This is a genomic window from Pseudomonas sp., from assembly GCF_048269965.1.
Lineage (GTDB): Bacteria > Pseudomonadota > Gammaproteobacteria > Pseudomonadales > Pseudomonadaceae > Aquipseudomonas.
The window spans coordinates 330269-351766 of sequence record NZ_JBLWTV010000001.1 but is presented as its reverse complement, the minus strand read 5'-3'; the positions used below and the strand labels follow the sequence as shown (position 1 = coordinate 351766).

22 protein-coding genes are annotated in these 21498 nt (G+C 63.1%); 2 read left to right on the top strand and 20 right to left on the bottom strand.

The annotated features are described in order from the left end of the window. Positions 1 to 156 precede the first annotated feature (156 nt). Positions 157 to 1770, top strand: a complete 1614-nt coding sequence (locus ACN0X6_RS01695; RefSeq protein ID WP_417701555.1) for an NAD(P)/FAD-dependent oxidoreductase — start codon at positions 157 to 159, stop codon at positions 1768 to 1770. Positions 1771 to 1833: 63 nt separating this feature from the next. On the opposite strand, the gene ACN0X6_RS01690 is transcribed toward ACN0X6_RS01695, so the two are convergent. The 17 genes from ACN0X6_RS01690 to ACN0X6_RS01610 all read right to left on the bottom strand — a co-directional run bounded on the left by ACN0X6_RS01690 (position 1834) and on the right by ACN0X6_RS01610 (position 17820). After that, positions 1834 to 2235: a hypothetical protein gene (locus ACN0X6_RS01690; RefSeq protein WP_417701553.1), complete on the bottom strand. Its 402-nt coding sequence runs from the start codon at positions 2233 to 2235 to the stop codon at positions 1834 to 1836. Further along, positions 2232 to 2744 carry a GNAT family N-acetyltransferase gene (locus ACN0X6_RS01685; RefSeq protein WP_417701551.1) on the bottom strand — a complete coding sequence of 171 codons (513 nt, stop codon included), beginning with the start codon at positions 2742 to 2744 and terminating at the stop codon, positions 2232 to 2234. The genes ACN0X6_RS01690 and ACN0X6_RS01685 overlap by 4 nt, the downstream gene beginning before the upstream one ends. Before the next feature lie 108 nt (positions 2745 to 2852). Further along, complete coding sequence (locus tag ACN0X6_RS01680; protein WP_417701549.1) at positions 2853 to 3191, bottom strand: Na+/H+ antiporter subunit G; 339 nt, start codon at positions 3189 to 3191, stop codon at positions 2853 to 2855. A gap of 13 nt (positions 3192 to 3204) precedes the next feature. Next, on the bottom strand, positions 3205 to 3474 hold the full coding sequence (locus ACN0X6_RS01675) for a K+/H+ antiporter subunit F (protein WP_013714638.1): 270 nt from the start codon (positions 3472 to 3474) through the stop codon (positions 3205 to 3207). After that, positions 3459 to 3956, bottom strand: coding sequence for a Na+/H+ antiporter subunit E (locus ACN0X6_RS01670; RefSeq protein WP_160020513.1), 498 nt, complete (start codon positions 3954 to 3956; stop codon positions 3459 to 3461). The genes ACN0X6_RS01675 and ACN0X6_RS01670 overlap by 16 nt, the downstream gene beginning before the upstream one ends. Further along, a complete protein-coding gene (locus tag ACN0X6_RS01665) occupies positions 3953 to 5464 on the bottom strand; it encodes a monovalent cation/H+ antiporter subunit D (RefSeq protein ID WP_417701547.1) in 1512 nt (503 codons plus the stop codon). Before ACN0X6_RS01665 ends, ACN0X6_RS01670 begins: the two co-directional genes overlap by 4 nt. After that, positions 5461 to 5790, bottom strand: coding sequence for a Na+/H+ antiporter subunit C (locus ACN0X6_RS01660; RefSeq protein ID WP_074860431.1), 330 nt, complete (start codon positions 5788 to 5790; stop codon positions 5461 to 5463). The genes ACN0X6_RS01665 and ACN0X6_RS01660 overlap by 4 nt, the downstream gene beginning before the upstream one ends. Before the next feature lies 1 nt (position 5791). Continuing rightward, the gene (locus tag ACN0X6_RS01655; protein WP_417701545.1) at positions 5792 to 8584 is read right to left on the bottom strand and encodes a monovalent cation/H+ antiporter subunit A; all 2793 of its coding nucleotides are present in this window, start codon (positions 8582 to 8584) and stop codon (positions 5792 to 5794) included. A 358-nt stretch (positions 8585 to 8942) separates the two neighbouring features. Further along, the gene (locus tag ACN0X6_RS01650; protein ID WP_417701543.1) at positions 8943 to 9404 is read right to left on the bottom strand and encodes a hypothetical protein; all 462 of its coding nucleotides are present in this window, start codon (positions 9402 to 9404) and stop codon (positions 8943 to 8945) included. A gap of 114 nt (positions 9405 to 9518) precedes the next feature. Continuing rightward, positions 9519 to 10652: a glycerate kinase gene (locus tag ACN0X6_RS01645; protein WP_417701541.1), complete on the bottom strand. Its 1134-nt coding sequence runs from the start codon at positions 10650 to 10652 to the stop codon at positions 9519 to 9521. 55 nt (positions 10653 to 10707) lie between these two features. Beyond that, positions 10708 to 12075, bottom strand: a complete 1368-nt coding sequence (locus ACN0X6_RS01640) for a GntP family permease (protein WP_160020517.1) — start codon at positions 12073 to 12075, stop codon at positions 10708 to 10710. A 185-nt stretch (positions 12076 to 12260) separates the two neighbouring features. Further along, positions 12261 to 13391, bottom strand: a complete 1131-nt coding sequence (locus tag ACN0X6_RS01635) for a CdaR family transcriptional regulator (protein ID WP_417701539.1) — start codon at positions 13389 to 13391, stop codon at positions 12261 to 12263. Between the two features lie 109 nt (positions 13392 to 13500). Then, complete coding sequence (locus ACN0X6_RS01630; protein ID WP_417701537.1) at positions 13501 to 14019, bottom strand: ProQ/FinO family protein; 519 nt, start codon at positions 14017 to 14019, stop codon at positions 13501 to 13503. A 232-nt stretch (positions 14020 to 14251) separates the two neighbouring features. Further along, a complete protein-coding gene (locus ACN0X6_RS01625) occupies positions 14252 to 14953 on the bottom strand; it encodes an SDR family NAD(P)-dependent oxidoreductase (RefSeq protein ID WP_417701535.1) in 702 nt (233 codons plus the stop codon). Next, positions 14950 to 15540, bottom strand: a complete 591-nt coding sequence (locus ACN0X6_RS01620) for a 2-hydroxychromene-2-carboxylate isomerase (RefSeq protein ID WP_417701534.1) — start codon at positions 15538 to 15540, stop codon at positions 14950 to 14952. Before ACN0X6_RS01620 ends, ACN0X6_RS01625 begins: the two co-directional genes overlap by 4 nt. A 117-nt stretch (positions 15541 to 15657) precedes the next feature. After that, complete coding sequence (locus ACN0X6_RS01615; protein WP_417701532.1) at positions 15658 to 16473, bottom strand: oxidoreductase; 816 nt, start codon at positions 16471 to 16473, stop codon at positions 15658 to 15660. Positions 16474 to 16551: 78 nt separating this feature from the next. After that, positions 16552 to 17820 (bottom strand): NADH:flavin oxidoreductase/NADH oxidase family protein, encoded by a 1269-nt coding sequence (locus ACN0X6_RS01610; protein WP_417701531.1) that lies wholly within the window; start codon positions 17818 to 17820, stop codon positions 16552 to 16554. Between the two features lie 190 nt (positions 17821 to 18010). Here ACN0X6_RS01610 and ACN0X6_RS01605 point away from each other — a divergent pair, with 190 nt between their 5' ends. After that, the gene (locus tag ACN0X6_RS01605) at positions 18011 to 18595 is read left to right on the top strand and encodes a TetR/AcrR family transcriptional regulator (protein ID WP_417701529.1); all 585 of its coding nucleotides are present in this window, start codon (positions 18011 to 18013) and stop codon (positions 18593 to 18595) included. A 55-nt stretch (positions 18596 to 18650) separates the two neighbouring features. Here the strand turns inward: ACN0X6_RS01605 and pdxH are convergent, their stop codons facing one another. The 3 genes from pdxH to ACN0X6_RS01590 form a co-directional block, all read right to left on the bottom strand. Next, on the bottom strand, positions 18651 to 19298 hold the full coding sequence (gene pdxH / locus ACN0X6_RS01600; protein WP_417701527.1) for a pyridoxamine 5'-phosphate oxidase: 648 nt from the start codon (positions 19296 to 19298) through the stop codon (positions 18651 to 18653). 81 nt (positions 19299 to 19379) lie between these two features. After that, on the bottom strand, positions 19380 to 20033 hold the full coding sequence (locus ACN0X6_RS01595; protein ID WP_417701525.1) for an OmpA family protein: 654 nt from the start codon (positions 20031 to 20033) through the stop codon (positions 19380 to 19382). An 82-nt stretch (positions 20034 to 20115) separates the two neighbouring features. Continuing rightward, positions 20116 to 21261, bottom strand: coding sequence for a serine hydrolase domain-containing protein (locus ACN0X6_RS01590; protein ID WP_417701523.1), 1146 nt, complete (start codon positions 21259 to 21261; stop codon positions 20116 to 20118). Between the last annotated feature and the right edge of the window lie 237 nt (positions 21262 to 21498).

Below are 21498 nucleotides of genomic sequence, written 5' to 3'. Positions count from 1 at the left end.
TCGCGCAGCGTTCGAGACATCGTTCACCTACGCTCAACGGAGCAAAGCCGTCAGTAGTTCGAGAATGCCGTCCTCTCCACCCGAACCGCGAATCCCGTACAATCGCCGACCTTCTTCACCTTGCCGGATCACCACCGGCCAACCAGGACACCGCCCATGCTTCGCCTGACCGAACTGAAACTACCCCTCGACCATGCCGATGAGGCCCTGCGCCCGGCCATCGTTCAGCGCCTGGGCATCGACGACGCCGACCTGCTGGCCTTCAGCCTGTTCAAGCGCAGCTACGATGCGCGCAAGAAGTTCGGCGACATGCCCTTCATCTACACCCTCGACTGCGAAGTGAAAGACGAAGCCGCCCTGCTCGCTCGCCTGAGCGATGACAAGCATGTCGGCCCGGCACCGGACATCACCTACAAGCCGGTCGGCAAGGCAGAAACGCCGCTGGAAGAACGCCCCATCGTCGTCGGTTTCGGCCCCTGTGGCATCTTCGCGGCGCTGATCCTGGCCCAGGCCGGCTTGCGCCCCATCGTCCTGGAACGCGGCAAGGAAGTGCGCCAGCGCACCAAGGACACCTGGGGCCTGTGGCGCAAGAACGTGCTCGACCCGACCTCCAACGTGCAATTCGGCGAAGGCGGCGCCGGCACCTTCTCCGACGGCAAGCTGTACAGCCAGATCAAGGACCCGAATCACCACGGACGCAAGGTGCTGCAGGAGTTCGTCAAGGCCGGCGCGCCGGACGAGATTCTCTACGTCAGCAAGCCGCATATCGGCACCTTCCGCCTGACCGGCGTGGTCGCCACCATGCGCGAGGAAATCAAGGCCCTCGGCGGCGAAGTGCGCTTCCAGCAGCGCGTCAGCGATCTGCTGATCGAAGACGACCAGCTCACCGGTGTGGTGCTGGAAAGTGGTGAGCAGATCATCAGCCGCCATGTGGTACTGGCCCTGGGCCACAGCTCGCGCGACACCTTCCGCATGCTGCATGCCCGTGGCGTGTACCTGGAGGCCAAGCCCTTCTCGGTCGGTTTCCGTATCGAGCACCCGCAGTCGCTGATCGACCGCGCACGCCTGGGCAAGTACGCCGGTCACCCGAAACTCGGCGCCGCCGACTACAAGCTGGTGCACCACGCCAGCAATGGTCGCTCGGTCTACAGCTTCTGCATGTGCCCGGGCGGCACCGTGGTCGCTGCCACCTCCGAGCCGGAGCGCGTGGTCACCAACGGCATGAGCCAGTACTCGCGCAACGAGCGCAATGCCAACGCCGGCATCGTCGTCGGCATCACTCCCGAGCAGGACTATCCGGATGGCCCGCTGGCCGGCGTGGAGCTGCAGGAGCAGCTGGAATCCCACGCCTACGTGCTCGGCGGGCGCAACTACGAAGCGCCGGGGCAACTGGTCGGCGACTTCATCAAGGGCACGCCGTCCACTGCGCTGGGCGAAGTGCAGCCCTCCTACAAGCCCGGGGTGAAACTGGGCGACCTGGCGCCGTCGCTGCCGCACTTCGCCATCGAAGCCATCCGCGAGGCATTGCCGGCCTTCGGCAAGCAGATCAAGGGCTTCGACCTGGCCGATGCGGTACTCACCGGTATCGAGACGCGCACCTCTTCGCCGGTGCGCATCACCCGTGACGAAAACCTGCAGAGCCTGAATCTCAAGGGCCTGTACCCGGCAGGCGAAGGCGCGGGTTACGCCGGCGGCATTCTCTCTGCTGGCGTCGACGGCATTCGCGTGGCCGAGGCGGTGGCCAAGGACATGCTCGGGTTGAATCGCTAAACCCTCTTCGGATCACCCACCCCTGCCGGGTGGGTTACGGCGCACCTTGACGTACGGACTCATTCACCTATTCGACAAGCGCCTAACCCACCCAACTGTACTGAAACGCATCAGCAGGGGCAGTGGCATGGCCAGCGCCAAAGTGCCCACTCCAACCACCAGCAGGCTGCGGTACGGCATGCTAGCGAAGGCATTGGCCCAGAATGTCGCCCAGAGCAGCAGGCAGACGCCAGAACCGATCAGACCGCTGCGCCGGCTACGGCAACTCAGCAACCAGACAGCATTGCACACTGCCAGAGCGCCGAAGAGGTACAACGAGTGCTGTAGTTGCAGGCCATAACTGATATCGCGGCGAATCCCGCCGAACACCTGCCGATAGGCCTCGATGGCGCTGCGGTAAAGCAGCAACGCCAGCAGCATCTGTGCGGCGGCCAGCACAGCCATCGCGAGCAGTCGCCGAATCATTGCCTGACCCGCTGGCAGCACAGGGTCGAACGCCGCGAACCATTCGGTCGACGCACCGGGTCGACGTAGGTCAACAGCTCGGTGAAGCCGGCCTTGCGCATCATCCCCGCCGACGCCGCGTTCTCTTCGTGGCGATCGATATAGACGTCGCACACACCCAGCCGCCACAGCTCGGTGACGGCCTCATGAAGAAGCCGCGCACCCAAACCTCGGCCGACGCAGTCGTGATGCACTACCGCTTCGCAGATATAGCCATGCACCTGCCCGGCACGCGCGGCAGGTTGATGAGCAGCGAAATCCTGGGTCAGGCGATAACTGACGAACCCCAGCAGTTGCCCCTGCTGCTCGGCCAGCACGGCCAGCGTCGTGCTGGCTGCAATACCCTGCAGGTGCTGGCGAACCTCGACTTCGGGCAAATGGTTCCAGGGGTTGGGTCCATGCTCGAGAATCAGCGCGCAGAGCGCCTCGATATCCTCGACACAGGCCTGACGAATGACCCGCTCGCTCATCTCCTGACTCCCCTGAGGCAATACCTCGTTTGATTCAAGAGCGCAGTCTAGAGCGGGTAATTGCCTGACGACAGTGACAGCCAGAGGCAAGAAATGCCTGACAGTGGATCAGTGATCATCGTCCCAAGGCTGGCCACGCGTCTGCTCGAAAAGCTCCACCTTCTGCTGCATCGCGGCCTTGGACAGGATATGCGCACTGACCGGCGCAGTCAGGAACAGGAACAGAGTGATCAGCAGTTCGTGCAGGCTGAGGTTGCCGGTGTGGTGCGCGAAGAACAGCATCGAAGCGATCAGCGTAGCGCCGACGCCCAGCGTCGTGGCCTTGGTCGGCCCGTGCAGGCGGGTGAAGAAGTCCGGCAGCCGATACAGACCGATGGCACCCACCAGGGCGAACAGACTGCCCAGGATCAGGCAGGCACAAATCAACAACTCCAGCCAGAACGGCATGGTCATTCCCCCCTTAATCGATGATGTCGCCGTGCAGCAGGTGCTTACCCACTGCAACCGTACCGACGAAGCCCATCACCGCGATCAGCAGTGCAGCCTCGAAGAACAGATCCGATGCCAGCCAGATGCCGAACAGCACGATCAGCGCCAACGCGTTGATGTACAGGGTATCCAGGGCCAGGACACGGTCGACCACGCTCGGCCCTTCGACCAGACGCGCAACATTGAGCAGCATGGCCAGCGTGAGGATGCCCATGCACAGAAAGACTACGTTCTCGAGCATTCGAATATCTCCAGCAGCGGCGTTTCGTAACGGCTCTTGACCGCCGCGATCAGTTCGTCGCGATCCGGCACGTTGAGCCCGTGCAGCAGCAGTGTCTTGTGGTCTGAGCTGAGGCCAGCAGAAACCGTGCCGGGGGTCAGCGAGATGATGCAGGCCAGCGTCGACAGCACGAACTCATCCTCGATCTCGACCGGCACCTCGACGAATGCCGGCTCGAGGCGCGATTTCGGCCCCAACACCAGCTTCACCACCTGCAGATTGGCCACCACGATGTCGTAGAACACCTTGCCGATGAACAGCAGCAGCCCCAAGGGCTTGCGCACCTTCGGCACGCTCAGCAGGAAATCGCCACACAGGTGCACGATCGACCACCCCAGAAACAGCCCGAGCAGGAGATGGCCCAGATTGAAGGTGTTGACCAAGAGCAGCCAGAGCACCGTCAGTACCAGCATCATCCGCGGGTGGGGAAAGAAACGCCTCATGCCGCACCTCCAGCGATGATCGACAGATAGGGTTGCAGATCGAGCAACTGCGCCGCTGCAGCCTCCAGGTAGGCCAGTATCGGGGCAGCGCCGATCAACAGCAGCGGGCTGGCCAGCAACAGGCCTAGCGCAGCCAGGAGGCTGACGCGGTCAGCCGGAGCAGCGGTCGAAGGGGCTGCGTCCGCCTGCTGACCGAGCCAGAACAGACTGGTACCGGCGCGGCTCAACGCCACCAGGGTCAGCAGACCGCCGATCAGCACCACCGGCCACAGGCTCCAGGCCTGCCACCCCGGCTCCGCCGCCCGCAGCAGCAACATCTTGCCGAGGAAACCAGAGAACGGCGGCAACCCGGCCACGGAAATGGAGGCGAAGAAGAACATGCAACCCAGCACCAGCGGCTGACGCAGCACACGCTCCTGCTGCAGATCGCCACCGGCGCTGTCACGCTGGGCGACCACCAGCCCCGCCAACAGGAACAATGCGGCGCTGATCAACGTGCTGTGCACCATGTAATAAAGCGCAGCACTCAGCGCCGCCACGTTACCGATGGCGAAGCCGGCCATCAGCGTGCCCACCGAGACCAGCACCAGATAGGCCAGCAGCGCCTGCAACTGCCGCGCACCCAAGGCGCCAATCACACCGAAGGCAATGGTCGGCAGTGCCAGCCACCAGAGCAGTTCATGGCCGAGATTGGCCAGTGGCCCGGCCTCTTCGCCGAACACCAGGGTGAACACACGGACGATGGCGTAGAAGCCCACCTTGGTCATGATCGCGAACAACGCCGCCACCGAAGCGGGCGCTGCGGCATAGGCGCGCGGCAACCAGAAGCACAGCGGTAGCACGGCAGCCTTGAGGCCGAAGACGATCAGCAGCAGGTAGGCGGCCGCCTTGATCAGCGGTGCGTCAGCAACGTCGGCGCTGGCCACGCGCACAGCCAGGTCCGGCATGTTCAGAGTGCCGGTCAGGCCATACAGCAGACTCACGCCAATCAGGAAGAATGACGAGCCCAGCAGGTTGAGCACCACGTAATGCACACCGGCCCTGACCTGATTGGCGCGGTTGCCATGCAGCAGCAATGCATAAGAGGAGATCAGCAGGACCTCGAAGAACACGAACAGGTTGAACAGGTCGGCGGTCAGGAACGCGCCGTTGATGCCCAGCAACTGAAACTGGAACAACGCATGGAAGTTCGGCCCGCGCTCATCGTCACCGCGACAGGCATAAAGCAGGGCGAAGCAGGCGAGCAGCGAGGTGAGCAGCAACAGTGCCGCGTTGAAGCGGTCGAGCAGCAGCATGATGCCGAATGGCGCAGCCCAGTTGCCCAGCGCATAAACCTGCAACTGCCCCGCTCCGGCCAGCCACACCAGATACAGGCAAATCGGCAGCAACGCCAGGCAGCCAACCAGGGAAATACCCCGCTTCACGTCACGCGACCAGCCGTGGCCGACCAGCAACAGCGCGCCGAAGAACAGCGGCAGCAGAATGGGGAGGATGATGGCGTGACTCATGCGCGCGGCTCCTCGCCATCGACGTGATCGGTTTTCAGTTCACCCATGCCACGCAGGGCCAGCACCACGACGAACGCGGTCATGGCGAAACCGATGACGATGGCGGTCAACACCAGTGCCTGTGGCAGCGGGTCACCGTACTCGGCGCTCTTGCCGATCACCGCCGGTACACCCGTGCCGAGCCGGCCCATGGCGAAGATGAACAGATTGACCGCATAGGAGATCAGGGTCAGCCCCATCACCACCGGAAAGATGCGCGCACGCAGCAGCAGGTAGACGCCGCTGGCAGTCAGCACCCCGAGGGTGATTGCGAATACAGCCTCCATATCAGATGACCTCCTTGCACGACTCGTCCTGACTGACATGGCCGATGTTGGAAAGAATCAGCAGGGTGGCGCCAACAACGGCCAGATACACCCCGAGATCGAAGAGGATCGCGGTGGCCAACTCGATTTCACCAATCAGCGGAATATGGAAGTGGCCGAACGCCGAAGTCAGGAACGGCGAGCCGAAGAGCCAGCTGCCCAGCCCCGTCAACCCGGCGATCAGCACGCCCCAACCGGCGGTGGCGTGATAGCTGAACTTCAGGCGCTCCTGGGTCCAGGTCACACCATGGGAGATATATTGCAGAATCAGCGCCACCGCCGTGATGAGGCCGGCGATGAAGCCGCCGCCCGGCAGGTTGTGCCCGCGCAGGAAGATGAACGCCGAAATCAGCAGTGCCATCGGCAGCATGGCACGCGCCAGGTTGTCGAGGATCATCGGATGGGCATCGGTCGACCACGGACGACCGTTCTTGTCATGGGCAGGATGCGGCAGGTGCAGACCATGCAGCAGCGCGTAGATACCGATGGCGGCAATCGCCAGCACGGTGATCTCGCCCAGGGTATCGAAGCCACGGAAGTCCACCAGAATCACGTTGACCACATTGGTACCGCCGCCCCCGGAGACACTGTTCTCGAGGAAGAACGAGGAAATGCTCTGGTAAGGGCGGGTCAGCACGGCGTAAGTCAGCATCGCCACCATGGTGCCGCTGCCCAGCGCCAGGACCAGATCGCGCAGGCCACGCAAACTGCTGGACTCGGCCGGGGTGCGGTCGGTCATGAAGTACAGGGTGAGCATCAGCAGGATGATGGTCACCACCTCCACCGACAGCTGGGTCAGCGCCAGATCCGGGGCGGAGAAGCGGGCGAAGGCCAGCGCCACCATCAGACCAGCGGCGCTGAGAATCATCAGCGCCACCAGGCGGCGACGGTGGAAAAACACGGTGAGCACCGCAGTCACCATCAGGATCAGCATACCCGTGACGGTCAGCGGATCGATGGGGGTCATCGGCACGCTACCGGCCAACTGCTCGAGCGGCGACAGCGCGACCACTACCAGGATCAGGGCACTGCCAAGCATCCAGGCCAGGTAGCGCTGCAGCGAACCGCACTCCAGAAACGCGGTGAAGCGTACGGACGTACGCGTCATGTAGCGCACCACCTGGTCGAAGACGTCCTTGGCATCCAGGGTCGGCAACCCTTCGTACCAGCGGAACAGCGGCTTGCGACAGGCGTAGACGATGATCCCGCCGAACAGCGCGACGAAACTCATCAGGAGCGGCAGGTTGAAGCCGTGCCAGACCGCCAGGCTGTATTCGGGCAACTGACCACCCAGCGTCGAAGCCGCTGCGGCCGCCAGCAACGGCGCTACCGTGTAGGCAGGCACGATGCCGACCAGCAGGCAGAGGAACACCAGCACCTCGACCGGCACCTTCATGTAGCGCGGCGGCTCGTGCGGCGGATATTTGGGCAGGTCGATCGGCTCGCCGTTGAAGAACACGTCGTGAATGAAGCGCAGCGAGTAGGCCACCGAGAACACGCCGGCCAGGGTCGCAGCAGCCGGAATCACCCAGTTGAAACCGCCCAGCAGGTGCTGGTGCAGGGTTTCGGTGAAGAACATTTCCTTGCTCAAAAAGCCGTTGAGCAACGGCACGCCGGCCATGGCCGAGGCCGCCACCATCGCCAGCACGGCCGTATGTGGCATGTACTTCCACAAACCGTTTATTCGCCGCATGTCGCGGCTACCGGTTTCGTGGTCGATGATGCCTGCGGCCATGAACAGCGAAGCCTTGAAGGTCGCATGGTTGATGATGTGGAACACCGCTGCGACAGCCGCCAGCTGGGTGTCCAGGCCGAACAGCAAGGTGATCAGGCCCAGGTGACTGATGGTCGAATACGCCAGCAGGCCCTTGAGGTCATGCTGGAACAGCGCCATGCCGGCACCCACCAGCAACGTGGCCAGACCGGTCAGGCTGACCATGTAGAACCACCACTCGGAACCGGCCAGTGCCGGGTACAGACGCGCCAGCAGGAAGACCCCGGCCTTGACCATGGTCGCCGAGTGCAGATAGGCCGATACCGGTGTCGGCGCCGCCATCGCATGCGGCAGCCAGAAATGGAAAGGGAATTGCGCCGACTTGGTGAATACACCCAGCAACACCAGTACCAGCGCCAGCGGATACAGCTCGTGCGCACGGATCGCGTAGCCGGCCGCCAGCACCTGAGACAGCTCGAAGCTACCGGCGATGTGGCCGATCAGCAGGATACCGGCGAGCAGCGCCAGGCCACCGCCACCGGTGATCGCCAGCGCCATGCGCGCGCCCTTGCGGGCATCGGAGCGCGAACCCCAGAAGCCGATCAGCAGGAACGACGACAGGCTGGTCAGCTCCCAGAACATCAGCATCAGCAGCAGGTTTTCCGACAGCACCACGCCGAGCATGGCGCCCATGAACAGCAGCAGGAAGGCGAAGAAACGCCCCATCGGCTCGGTCTTGGCCAGGTAATAGCGCGCGTAGAGGATGACCAACAGGCCGATGCCGAGAATCAGCAGGGCGAACAGAAAGCCCAGACCATCGAGGCGCAGACTGAGATTCAGCCCCAGGTGCGGCAGCCACTCCAGCTTGACCCGCAACACCTCGCCTGCGAACACCGCAGGCTGGTAGCTGAACAGCAGTACCAGCGCCACGATGGGCGCCATAGCCGCAGCCGCGGCACAGGCCGAGCGTCCGAGCCGATCGGCAAGCACCGGCAGAAACAACCCAAGAAATGGCAAGGCGACAATCAGCGCAAGCGCCATCGGAAAACCCCTTAAGCAGGCACGCCAGACCAGCTGACCCAACGACGAGAATTGGAGTCGCAAGTCCCTGACGGTGATAGTTCATGCACCACAACGGTTCCGCTAAGTCGTTGTCGGCACAAGCATAACGGCCGATTATCCATAACTATCAACACAACGTCATGCATTGAATTATCGTTAAACACACTTGGTAACATGCAGGCTACTGGCAGTGCTGCTGACAGCCGACCACCACTATAGCGAGGCCACAAAAAATTGCCGGGAGCACTTCTTTGTGCAGCCCGACGAGTTGTCGACCAGGGATGACAGACAACAAAAAGCCGGAGCAACCAACGCTGCTCCGGCTCGTTTGTCACGATCAGTGGGCGACGCGGCTGGTGCCGTTGACCGTCATGATGCGCACGCGCTCGCCGACACGGAACACCTGGTTCGGTTCGACTTCCTGGACATAGGCGCGCAGGGTGCCGTCGTCCTCTCGCACGGTAATCTCAACACCCTGAGTCCGGGTCAGGCCTTCTTCAGCGGCGGCGCCCAACAGACCACCGGCAACGGCACCGACCACAGCCAGCACCGCGCTGCCGCGCCCGCCACCGAGGCCACTGCCACCGATACCACCGACCACAGCACCGGCACCGGCACCGATCGGAGTCTTGGTCCCTTCGATCTTCACCGGGCGCAGCGATTCGATGGTCCCCATGCGTACCGTTTGCACCGCTCGGGCCTCATCGCGGCTGTAGGTATCGCCAGTCAGGCTGGACTGACAGCCCCCAAGGGCCAGCATCGCGGCCAGCGAGGTAATGAGCAGAGTGGGTTTACGCATAGCAATTCCTCCAGAGATATCTCGATCCATTAGACGCCGGGCGAGCGTAACTGTCACGGCGGAGCCTGAACAATAGTTATTTAAGACAGACCAGGTTCAGTCAGGTTCGCCCTGTCAGGACCGCGCGAGGCGCCAGAGCCGGGCGATATCCGTGGTACGCGCCTGCAACTCAGCCGCCGCGCCGGCCATCGCCTGCTCCAGGGACAACGGGCCCGGCGCCAGGCTGAATGCAGCTTCGATACCCGCCTCGTACAGCGCCTGATAGTTGTCACCCAGACTACCGGACAAGGCGATGACCGGGACCCCGACCGCACGCGCCACGCGCGCTACACCGACCGGTGTCTTGCCGTGCAGGGTCTGGGCATCCATGCGCCCTTCCCCGGTAATCACCAGATCCGCGTTCTCCACTGCTGCGGCGAGGCCGGACAGTTCGGCCACCAGCGCGATACCGGGGCGGAAACTGGCCTTGAGGAAGGCACGCGCAGCGAAACCGAGACCACCCGCGGCGCCCACGCCGGGAAACTCGGCGTGATCCTCGCCCAGCGTCGCCGCTGCGATACGGGCGAAGTGGCCGAGTGCCGAGTCCAGCTCGGCGACATGCTCAGGCGTCGCCCCCTTCTGCGGACCGAACACCGCAGACGCGCCACGTGGCCCGCACAAGGGATTGTCGACATCGGCAGCGACCTCGATCTGCACCTTGAGCAGACGCGCGTCCAGCCCACTCAGATCAAGCTGGTCGAGACTGGCCAAGGCCGCACCGCCCGGCGTCAGCTCACGCCCCTGGGCATCGAGAAAACGCATTCCCAGCGCCTGCAACAGGCCAAAACCGGCGTCATTGGTGGCACTGCCGCCCAGCCCCAGGATGATTCGCGTGGCACCGGCATCCAGCGCCTCACGAATCAGCTCGCCAGTGCCGAAGCTGCTGGCCAGACGGGCGTCGCGCTGTTCACGCGGCACCCAGTGCAGACCGCTGGCAGCCGCCATCTCGATGACCGCCGTAGCCTGCCCCAGCCAGCCCCAATGTGCCTTGACCGGCTCCCCCATGGGGCCGCGCACGTCGCATTCACGACGCTCGCCACCCACGGCGGCCAGCAACGCATCGACCGTACCCTCGCCACCATCGGCCATTGGCCGCAGCAGACACTCGGCCTCGGGAAACACCTGCTGCCAGCCACGGGCGATGGCAGCGGCCACGTCGGGCGCGCTGAGGCTCTCCTTGAAGGAGTCAGGAGCAATGACGATTTTCATGATAGGTACCTCGAAAGGAGGCAGGCGACCGTAGCCGCCTGCCGGCAAAGCGGGATTACAGCAAAACCAGGCTAAGCAACCAGACAGCGGCCATACCGGCAATACCCTGAATCAGGGTCGCCATGGTCTGGGCGCGATAGGCGGTCGCCACCTTCATGCGGCTGAACTGGGTCACGACCCAGAAGAAGCTGTCGTTGGCGTGAGAAACGGTCATTGCACCCGCACCGATGGCCATCACGGTCAGCACGCGACCCATCTCGCTGTCGAGCCCCAGATTGCCCAGCAGTGGCGCAACCATGGCCGAGGTGGTGACCAGGGCAACGGTGGAGGAACCCTGGGCGCTCTTCAGCGCGGCCGCCACCAGGAACGGCATGAACAGACCGATACCCAGCGCCGACAGGGTGTCGCCCAGGTAGCCGGTCAGCGCGGTGGCCTTGAGAATGGCACCAAAGGCGCCACCGGCACCGGTGATCAGCAGAATCGGCGCCGCCTCTTTCAGGCCATGCGCCACATGATCATGGAACTGCTGACGCTTGCCTTCGCCCTTGAGCAGCGAGCACGCCAGCACCAGGCCTACCAGCAGCGCGGCAACCGGCTGACCGAGGAAGCTCAGCACGTCGAAGAATGCGCCAGTGCCGAAGGGCTTGCTCGGGAAAGCAGCGAGCGAGCCCAGGCAGATCAGGATGATGGGCACGAAGATTGGCGAAAATGCCTGCCAGGCGCTGGGCAGCTTGCCATAGCGGGCACGCAGCGCATCGAAATCGACGTTATCGGCGAGCAGTTCGCTCGGCGCTTCTTCCAGCAACTCGTGGTCGTTCTGCTTGAGGAAACGGTTGGCCCACAGCATACCGGCCACAGCGGTGACCGCGGCGACCAGCAAACCGACCAGAATCACCAGACCCAGCGAGGTTTCCAGGCCCAGGTTGCCGGCCGCAGCAATCGGACCAGGAGTTGGTGGCACGAAGGTGTGAGTGGCGTACAGGCCGGTGGCCAGAGCCACGCTCATGGCCACCACGGACACCTTCATGCGGGCGGCCAGGGCATTCTTCAGCGAGTTGAGAATGACGTAGCCGGAGTCGCAGAACACCGGAATCGAGACCAGATAGCCGATGATCGACATGGTCAGGGTGGGGAAACGCTGGCCCAGCAGACGAATCACCGTCTCGGCCATGGTGATGGCAGCGCCGCTGCGCTCGAGGATCACGCCGATGATGGTGCCGAGGACGATGACGATACCGATGTAACCGAGGATGCCGCCGAAGCCGGCCGTCATGGTCTTGATGATTTCGCCGCCGGGCAGCTGGTAGGCGAAACCGGCGATCAGCGCAGCGGCGAGCAATGCCAGGAAGGGGTGCAATTTCAAACGGGTAGTGGACAGCACGATGAACGCGATCAGTGCCACCAGAATCAGGACCAGGCCCATGACCAGTCTCCTCATTGTTGTTATGGCGGGCGCAGGGCCCGGATGGGAATGCCGAGAGGCGCCACATTGTGGCTCAGCCAACCCCAGCCTCGCCCTGTGCGCTGGCACTAAAACAGCCGCAGCCAAACCCAGAAGGCTGTGCAATCGCACAAAGCCATCGGCCCGCCTCCCCCAACGGGAGCGGATTACCGAGCGTTCAGCTGAGCCGTCTCGGTGGGTTCCAGCAAGCCCAGCCCCAAGGATAGCTGCAGGCGCTGATCCAGCCGATTGAGGTCCAGGCCACTGAGTTCGGCGATGCGCTCCAGGCGATAGCGCAACGTATTGCGATGAATGCCCAACGCCTGCGCACAGGTTTGCACCTGGCCGTCATGCGCGCACCAGGCTTCCAGCGTGGCCCTCAGCGTGCCCTGTGAGTCCTGCGTCAGCACCTGACGCAAGGGTGCCAGCCAGCCCTGCAGCAACCAGCTGTGGCGCTGGGCATAGAGCAACGTCGGCAGGCGCAATTCGTCCAGACGCAGCAGCCGACGACCGGGAAAACGCGCCTGGCCGTAGGCCTGAAGATCGCGCAGAGCCAGGCTGGCCTGGCGCAGCTCGGTCAGATCATGCAGCGGATCGCTGAGCGCAAGCGAGCTCACGCCCCACTCGCGTTCGTCAGCCTGCAGGAGCCAGGCACGATCATCGCGCGTGGTGCTGTAAGGTCGACACCAGAGCAGTTCGTGACGCCCGAGCGGCGCTACCAGATGTTCACTCTTGCCCCCCAATGCAGCGAGCACACGCGCCTGACGCGGCAGCGGATCGCCCTCTCCATCGAGTTGCAGCAGGCACATCTGTCGCGGCCAGGTCAGTTGCAGCCCCAGGCGTTCGGCATCGACCTCGAGACTGGACAGGCGCAGCATGGGGTCGAGCAACTGTCGCAACCAGGCTTCCTGCTGATGCCGCTGCCAGTGCCGTTCGGCCTGCAGAACGCGATGCTCGACCAGCATCTCCGCAGCCATGCGCACCAGTTCGGCATAAGGCCGCACGACCTCGGGATCACCCGTGATACCGAGCACGCCAATCAGGCGCTCGGCATGCAGCAACGGCAGATTGACACCGGGTTTGACGCCACGCAGGCACGCCGCTGCCTGAGCGTCGATCTCCACCACGCGCCGGTTGGCCAGCACCAGTTGCGCACCTTCATGACGGGTGTGCAGGCGGCTGGGGTCGCCGCTGCCGATGATCATGCCCTGCGCATCCATCACGTTGATGTTGTGCGGCAGGATGGCCATGGCGCGGTCGACGATATGCTGCGCCAGGGTGGAGTCGAGTTCGAGCATCGGAAGCGGCCTCGCGAGTGAGGCCGCCATTGTAGGCCGATCAGCGGCGCTTCACGATGCGGCCATCGAGACGCCAGCGAGCCTGAAAACCATCAGGCTGCCAGTGGGCTTACTCCGCGCTTGGCTGCTCAACGCTCTCGGCGGCCTTGTCGTCCGCTGGCGCTTTTGCCTTGGCCTGATTGCGCCGAGCCTCGGCACGGTGCCGCCTGGCCTGCTGCCTGGCATGCAGCGCCTGCGCCGCCGTCACCACGCCAACGGGCTGGCCTTGCAGATCCAGACGCGGTGCATTTTCCGTCATCGCAGCCCAGTAGCGACCGCCACGGCACCAGGCGGCAATACCCGCCTTGAGCTGCTCAGCGGTGATACCGAGCAACTGCAGATGCTGCTCGGCATCCTTGAGAATGCCTTCCTTCAACGGCACCTTGGGCGCCGGATTGACCGGGAAGGCCAGGGGGAAGTGCTTCTGCAACCGCCAGATCGCCTCGACGGTGGGATCCTGCTCGCGCGGCTTGGCTTTGGGCGGCGCCTTGCGCTTTTGCGGCTTCGCGCTTTCGGTTTTTACCTGCTGTACCTGCTGCTTCTCGGCGCGCAGGCGGTCACGTAGCTCGGCTAATTGTTCAAAACCCATCGTTCGGTTCGCAGCGTCCTGGTTGGTTCGTCGCGCAAGGGTATCTCATGTGCTCGTTTCGTACAGCCTTATTGGCAACCGGCATGCTCGGTGGTAGGTGATGGGCAGGCGTTTGAGGGACTTATGAAGGGCCGCTTTCGCTACATGACTGTTGCGGGGTGATGCAGCAACAGGCCAAAGGCAACCGCAATCAAGGGCACGCCCCCGGCCGATTCATGCCGTTCCTGCGCTACTACCATTTCTCGCGATAGGGGCGCACCTCGGAGATAAAGGTCCAGGCATCTTTGGGCTGATTTGCCAAGTGAAAGACTTCAGCGGCGATGCTCTTGGGTTGGATGAAAAAATCATCCGGCGCGTTGCTGTACATTTCTCGGGCCCACGGCACATCGATTACGGCATCGATGACCAGATACGCCACGTGGACCCCTTTGGGCCCCAGGTCCCTGGCCAGCGACTCAGCGAGAATGCGTTGTGCGGCCTTGGTGGGCGCGAACCCGGCAAAGTTGGGTGAACCACGCAGCGCCGAGGTATTGCCGGTGACGACGATGGCGCCCTCGCCTGTCTCGATCATCCCCGGGGCCACCATTTGCGCCAGGTTCAGCAGCGCCATGGTGTTGACTTCGAAGTTGCGGCGCAGGGTTTGCGGATCGGTCTCCAGGAAGGGGGCAAAGGAACCGCCCACCGCGTTGTGCACCACGACTTGCGGTACGCCAATCTGCTCGATCACCTGCTTGAGCGCCGTTACGTCGGTGACATCGCAGGGCATGGCAAAGGCGCCGGGCACTTCGGCCTGAAGTTCGGCCAATCGGGCAGTATCGCGGGCGATCATCGCAACGCGATAGCCGCTCTCGGCAAAACGACGAACCAGGGATGAACCGACGCCCGGGCCAACGCCGGTAATCAGCGCCAGAGGTTGCTGAGTAGCTGTAGTCATGATGGTTGAGCTCCTGCCAACTGTTCGCGAACAAAATCGAGTCGATCATTGCCAAAGAACAAACTCTCGCCGAGCAGAAAGCTCGGCGCCCCAAAGACGCCGCGCTCGGCCGCTTCCTGGTTGTTTTTTTCCAACTGCTCAAGGGTTTCCGGTGCATCGATCAGACCGGCCAGGCCCGCCGTTTCGATGCCTGCCGCTGCGAGCACGCTGAGCACTTCAGCAGTCGTGGTCAGGGTCTGACCATCCCGCCAGCAGGCATTGAACAACGCAGTGGTGATCTGCCATGCGAGCTCACTGGACGGCGCAGCAAGCACGGCCCGCGCGCAGGCAGCGTTGTTCATGGCGCGCATGTCCGGACGCTTGACCACCACGCCATAGCGGCGCGCCCAACGCGCGAGATCAGCAGCGGCGTAACGACCTTTCGCGGAGCAGGTGACAGTGGTTGGCGTATTGCCAACGGCCTTCATAACGCTCAGAACATGCATGGGGCGCAGGCTGATGTCCGCCGGCAGGCTGTCCAGCTGGCTATACGCCAGATAGCTGTAGGGGCTGACGAAATCAAAGAAAAACTCAAAGGTTTGCGTCATGTGCGAGCTCCTGTGGGTGCAGTATGAAAGCGCGAGTCTTTTCATCCGCGCCGGGTCCGGGGAGCAGTCGAGCGCGCCCGCCGGGAATGTTTGTGGCTATCCAGTGTTTGCAGCGGTTTAGTCATTGAGCTGCAGGCTTTTACGGATGCCGGCATCGAGCACTCCCGCTGGCGCGAAGGTACGCAGCAGGCTCAGGCGGCCGGCAGCGACTCCTGCGGTGTAACGCAACCTGGGGCGCGCGGCGCCAGCCGCCTTGACCACGACCCTGGCCACGACGTCTGGATCATCGGCACTTGCCATCGATTGGCTGAACACCTTGGCAAGGCTTGCACGTACGCTGTGGTACTCGTCGAGCGTGGCATCGGGCTCGATGGTGTTCGCCTCGAATGCGGTCTTGGTAAAGGCCGGCTCGATGACTGCAACGCGAATGCCGCGCGTGCGCAGTTCGTGATCAAGGGCTTCCGAATAGCCTTCTACGGCGTGCTTGCTGGCGGAATACAGCGCGATGTAAGGCATGGGCACGACGCCCAGAATCGAGCCGATATTGATGATCCGGCCACTGCCTTGGCGGCGCATGTGCGGGACCACGGCGCGGGTCATGCGCACGATGCCGAAGAAGTTCGTATCGAAGAGCGCTTTAGCCTGCTCGATCGAGCTTTCTTCTGCGCCGGCCGGGGCAATGCCGAAACCGGCATTGTTCACCAGCAGATCGATACGCCCTTCAAGCCGGATCAGCTCGCTGACCGCCGCCGAGACGGACGCATCATCCGTGACATCGAGCGCTAGCATCGTGACGGCACTGTGCGCGGCCTGGGTTGCACGCCTGCTGCTGCCGTAAACCTTGTAGCCAGCCTGCGCCAGCCGCTTGGCCGTGGCTTCGCCAATGCCGGATGAAGCGCCGGTGACCAGTGCGATGGGGGTTTTGGAAGTCATGGCAGTACCTCATGCGTGAGCGATTGCGGCAACCGCTCGGCGAGCTGTTGCAATCAAGGTTTTCGCTGAGTGATTGTCTTAAGTACGCGCACGCAAGCGTCGGGTGCGATAGGTGCCCCAGCTGCTCATGGCCAGCGACTTGACGAGCGCCAGCAGGCCACTCTCGTTGGCACGCGGTTCGCCACCCTTGGCGATTCGCTTGAGTTGCAGGGAGTACCAGAGAATCTCCATCAGCCCCATGCGGTCGACCGGCTTGATGCCTGTCTTGATGGTGTGCACCTGGTGTGCGCTGTCCTTGCCCTGCAGCAGTGCAGCCGGCGCGTCAGGGTCAATCGCCAGCAGCCGTGCCAGGCCAATGACATCCACTGCACCGCAAGCCAGCGCGGCATTCATGCCAGCGGCACTGCGAAACCCACCGGTCAGCATCAACGGGACTTGCACCGCAGCGCGTACTTTCTCGGCGAACTCGAGGAAGTAGGCTTCGCGCGCCATGCTGGAGGCCTTCTTCTGCTCCTGGAGTGCGCCGCTCATGGCTGGGGCCTCGTAGGTGCCACCCGATATCTCGAGCAGATCGATGCCCGCATCGACAAGCGCGTGAATCGTTGCCAGCGACTCTTCTTCGGTAAAGCCGCCGCGCTGGAAGTCTGCGGAATTGAGCTTGATCGCCACCGGGAAGTCGGTGCCCACCTGGCGACGGATCTCGGCGTAGACGGCCAGCAGGAAGCGGCGGCGGTTCTCCGGCGAGCCTCCCCATTGATCTGTGCGTTGATTGTGGTGTGGCGAGAGAAACTGGTTGATCAGGTAGCCATGTGCGCCATGGATTTCGATACCGCTGAAACCCGCTTTCTTGCAGATGGCGGCACTGCGGCCGAAGCGCTCGATGATGTCCTGAATTTCTTCGGCGGTGGCTTCTTCAGGCGTTTCGAAGAACGCCGCCATGTCTTCGCGAAACGGCACCGCCGATGGCGCGATATTACGGGTGTTCAAGCCTTTGGTCGCTTGCTTGCCGGGGTGGTTGAGCTGCACCCAGATAGCCGCACCCTGCTCGGTGGCGGCGCGCGCCCATTGTTGCAGGACAGGCAAGTCCGTCTCGTCCTCGATGACCACGTTACCCGGCTCACCCAGTGCACGCCGATCGATCATCACGTTGCCGGTCAGGATCAGCCCAATGCCGGACGCGGCCCAACGCTGGTAAAGCGTGACCAGCCCCTGGGTCGGACGGTTGTCGTAGGTGCCCAGCGCCTCGCTCATGGACGCCTTGGCCAGACGGTTGCGCAACAGGCTGCCGTTGGGCAGGCGCAGTTGTTGCGCCAGGAAGTTTGTGTTGAGCGAGGCAGATTGGGACATGTGGGGCTACCTGAGGATGAAATGAGCAAGATTCGCCAGCAAGTCTCTTGGTCTTCAGGGCGCCAGAAGCGCTTTCCGAAGATGATGAAATTTATGATGATGACCATAATCAAAATAGTCAAATGTTTTGATGATGATCAGCATCAATGTATTCTTGCCGTGTCGATGTCGGCAGAAAGAGGAGCCGGGCATGAAGGTTACAAAGGCACAGGTCGAGGCAAATCGAGCCCACATCGTCGAAACCGCCTGCACATTGTTTCGTCAGCGCGGTTACGACGGCATAGGTGTGGCGGAGTTGATGGCGACTGCCGGTCTTACCCATGGTGGGTTCTACCGGCACTTCGCCTCCAAGGCGGAGCTGATGGCAGAAGCTGCCGCGTGCGGGGTCGCCAAGACCAGGTCACTGATGGACGGCGTGGACATGGCTGATTTCATTGGCCACTACCTCTCGCGTGAGCATCGCGATGACCGCAGTGGCGGTTGCACCCTGGCGGCGCTGAGTGGGGATGCGGCGCGACAGCCCGATGCGATCAAGGCGACGTTCGCGACGGGGCTCGAAAATATGCTGGCCGACCTGCTGGCCGCCGGGGGTACTCGCAGTGAAGAAGAGCTGCGGCACGCGCGGGCTCGGACAATTGACACCGTTGCCCATGCGTTGGGGGCACTCGTTCTGTCCCGGGCCTGCCCTGATGACTCTCCACTGGCGGATGAAATTCTGCAGACCTGCCGCACAGCCATTCTTCAATCGCGTGAAGCTCGGATGACGACTGGGTAACGCTCCAGAAGCTTGGAAGCAGCCGACCGACGCGCTCGCTACGCCGGCCTGGCTGTCAGGGCGCCAGCCGTTCGCGAATCCAGGCCTCGCCCTTGAAGCGGTAGTTGAGGCGGTCGTGCAGGCGGCTGGGGCGGCCCTGCCAGAATTCGATGCGCTCCGGCAGCAGGCGGTAGCCCCCCCAGTGCGGTGGGCAGTGCGGTGTCTGGTTGAGGAAACGTTTTTCGGTTTCCGCCAGCAGGTTCTCCAGCTCGGCGCGGTCGCGGATCACCTTGCTCTGCGGCGAGGCCCAGGCACCGATACGGCTGCCCAGCGGGCGTACCTGGAAGTAACCGTCGGATTCGGCCGGGGTAACCTGCTCGACCCGGCCTTCGATACGTACCTGACGTTCCAGGCTGGGCCAGAAGAAGGTCATCGCGGCGAACGGACGCGCCGCCAGTTGCCGACCCTTGGCGCTGTCGTAGTTGCTGAAGAAGGTGAAGCCACGTTCGTCGAGCCCCTTGAGCAGCAGCACCCGGCAGTGCGGGCGGCCCTCTTCATCGACGGTGGCCAGGGTCATGGCGTTGGGTTCGACCGGCAGTTGCTCGGTCTTGACCGCGTCATCGAACCACTGGCGGAACAGGGCAAAGGGTTCCAGCGGGGCCTGGGCTTCGCTCAGGCCATCGCGGGTGTAATCGCGGCGCATATCGGCCAAGGTTTGGGTCATGGCAATTCCTCAGGGCAGGGCCGGAAACCAATCCACCTGGTTTCTAGTGCCTGCCCGCGCAAGGTGGAAATGCCCGCAAGCTTACTCCGACTTGCTCACTTTTCCTTGATCTGCGGCAGCTACCTTGGGTGCATCCTTGAGCTCTGCCTTGGCCGGTTGGCTGTACTTGGCGATCAGGCCCTTCATGGTGTCACGCGAAGTCAGCAGGATTTCCACTCGGCGGTTGAGCGCACGGCCGGCAGCGCTGTCGTTGGCAGCGCGCGGCATATCGGAGCCCAGGCCCATGACCTGCAGACGATTCTGCTTGAGGCCGCTGAGACGGAAGATGGACGTCACGGCGCGCGCGCGCTGCTGGCTCAGATCACGGTTGAGCGCAGCATTGCCGCTGCTGTCGGCATGGCCAAGAACCACCACCGCGATGTCTTGATCGGTTTCCAGCAATTTGGCCACGCGGGTGATCGGCCCCAGGCTGGCTGGCATCAGCATGTGCGGGCGATCAGGGTTGAAGGAGCTCTGCACCGGCGCAGTCACCACCAACAGATTCTCGCGACGCTCGAACTCGAACTGGCTGCCCTTGACCGCTTCACGCAGTTTTGGCTCGTACTCGTCGAGCCAGGCGCGGGTTACCTGAGGCGGCGGCATCACCGCCGGCTTGGCGGCTTCCTTCTTTTCCGAGCCGGCACAGCCAGCCATCAGCAGGCAGCAGGTAAAGGCAAAAATCTTGTTGGCGCGCATGTAGCCCCCGAGGTCACGCAAATCTAATGGTCGGATCGTTATGGTTGGTATTGAACGATTGGCGCAAGTTTAGCCGCTTCGATCAGATACAGTCCGCAATCTGGCGCGCAAGTTTCTGCGCGCGGGGGTCCATCAAGACGAACGGTCCTAGATTGTTGGTGACGAAGCCGAATGCCAGGTCCCGTTCCGGGTCGGCAAAGCCACTGGAACCACCGGCACCGGGATGACCGAAGGCTTTTGCCCCCATACCGTAGGTGGCGTTGGCCACATCGGCCTGATCGAGCATGCAGCCCAGGCCGAAACGCGTGCGGGTCAGCAGGGTCTTGTCATCGCCGACACTGTGCTCACGGGTCATTTCGCCCAGCAGGTCGGCATCGAGCAGGCTGCCGTCGAGCAGACCGGCATAGAAGCCCGCCAGGCTGCGCGCGTTGCCGTGCCCATTGGCGGCTGGTTGCTGCATGCGCCGCCACTCGGGCTTGTTGGTACTGGTCATGATCGACGGCGGATTGGTGAACGAGCGCGTGCTCATGGCAGTGGCATCGCTCATCATCACCTTGAGCAGGCGCTGCGCTGCGGCGTCGCCGAGATTGCCCTTGCCGCGCGCGATGTGGGCGACGCGCTCGAACTCGCTGTCAGCCAGGCCGACATGGAAATCCAGCCCCAGTGGCCTGGCGATGCGCGCAGCGATGCTCTCGCCCGGACCACGGTCTTCGACACGACGAATCAGCTCACCGATCAGCCAGCCATAGGTAATGGGCGCGTAGCCGTGACCATCACCCAGCGGCCACCAGGGTTCTTCAGCCGCCAGCGCGGCGGTCATGGTCTGCCAGTCGTACAGCGCCTCGGCGGGCAGTGCCTGGCGCAACGCCGGCAACCCTGCCTGGTGGCAGAGCAGATGACGCACGCTGATGCGCTGCTTGCCAGCCGCAGCGAACTCGGGCCAGTAGCGCGCAACCGGGGCATCCAGATCGAGCTTGCCTTCGCCCACCAGTTGCAGAGCGACGACGGCAGCGAAGGGTTTGGTGCAGGAGAACAGATTGGCGATGGTGTCGCTGTGCCAGGCCTGCTGGCCGTCCTTGTCCATGACCCCGGCCCACAGGTCGACCACGGTTTCCCCGCCGACCTTCACGCACAGGGCCGCGCCCCGTTCCTGCGCGTCATCGAACAAAGCGGCGAATGCGTCCCTCACCGCCTCGAAGCCCAAGTCGAAATAGCCCTGAATCTGCACGCTGTTCTCCCGTGTCGCTGCTTGGCCAGATGCTGCCGATGATGGCAGCCGCCTATCATGCAATGTTCTGAAACTTCATAAAATAGCGATCTTCGATTGGTTTTTTCTATGCTGAAAAAAGCGCGGCCTGCTATGAGCGATGGCCTTGCCTCCCGCGGCAGACCGGCAAACGCCGGCTGCAGGGGCAGGCGTGATCATCGCGCCGCCCTGGATTCGATGCTCGGCACAGGAGAAACG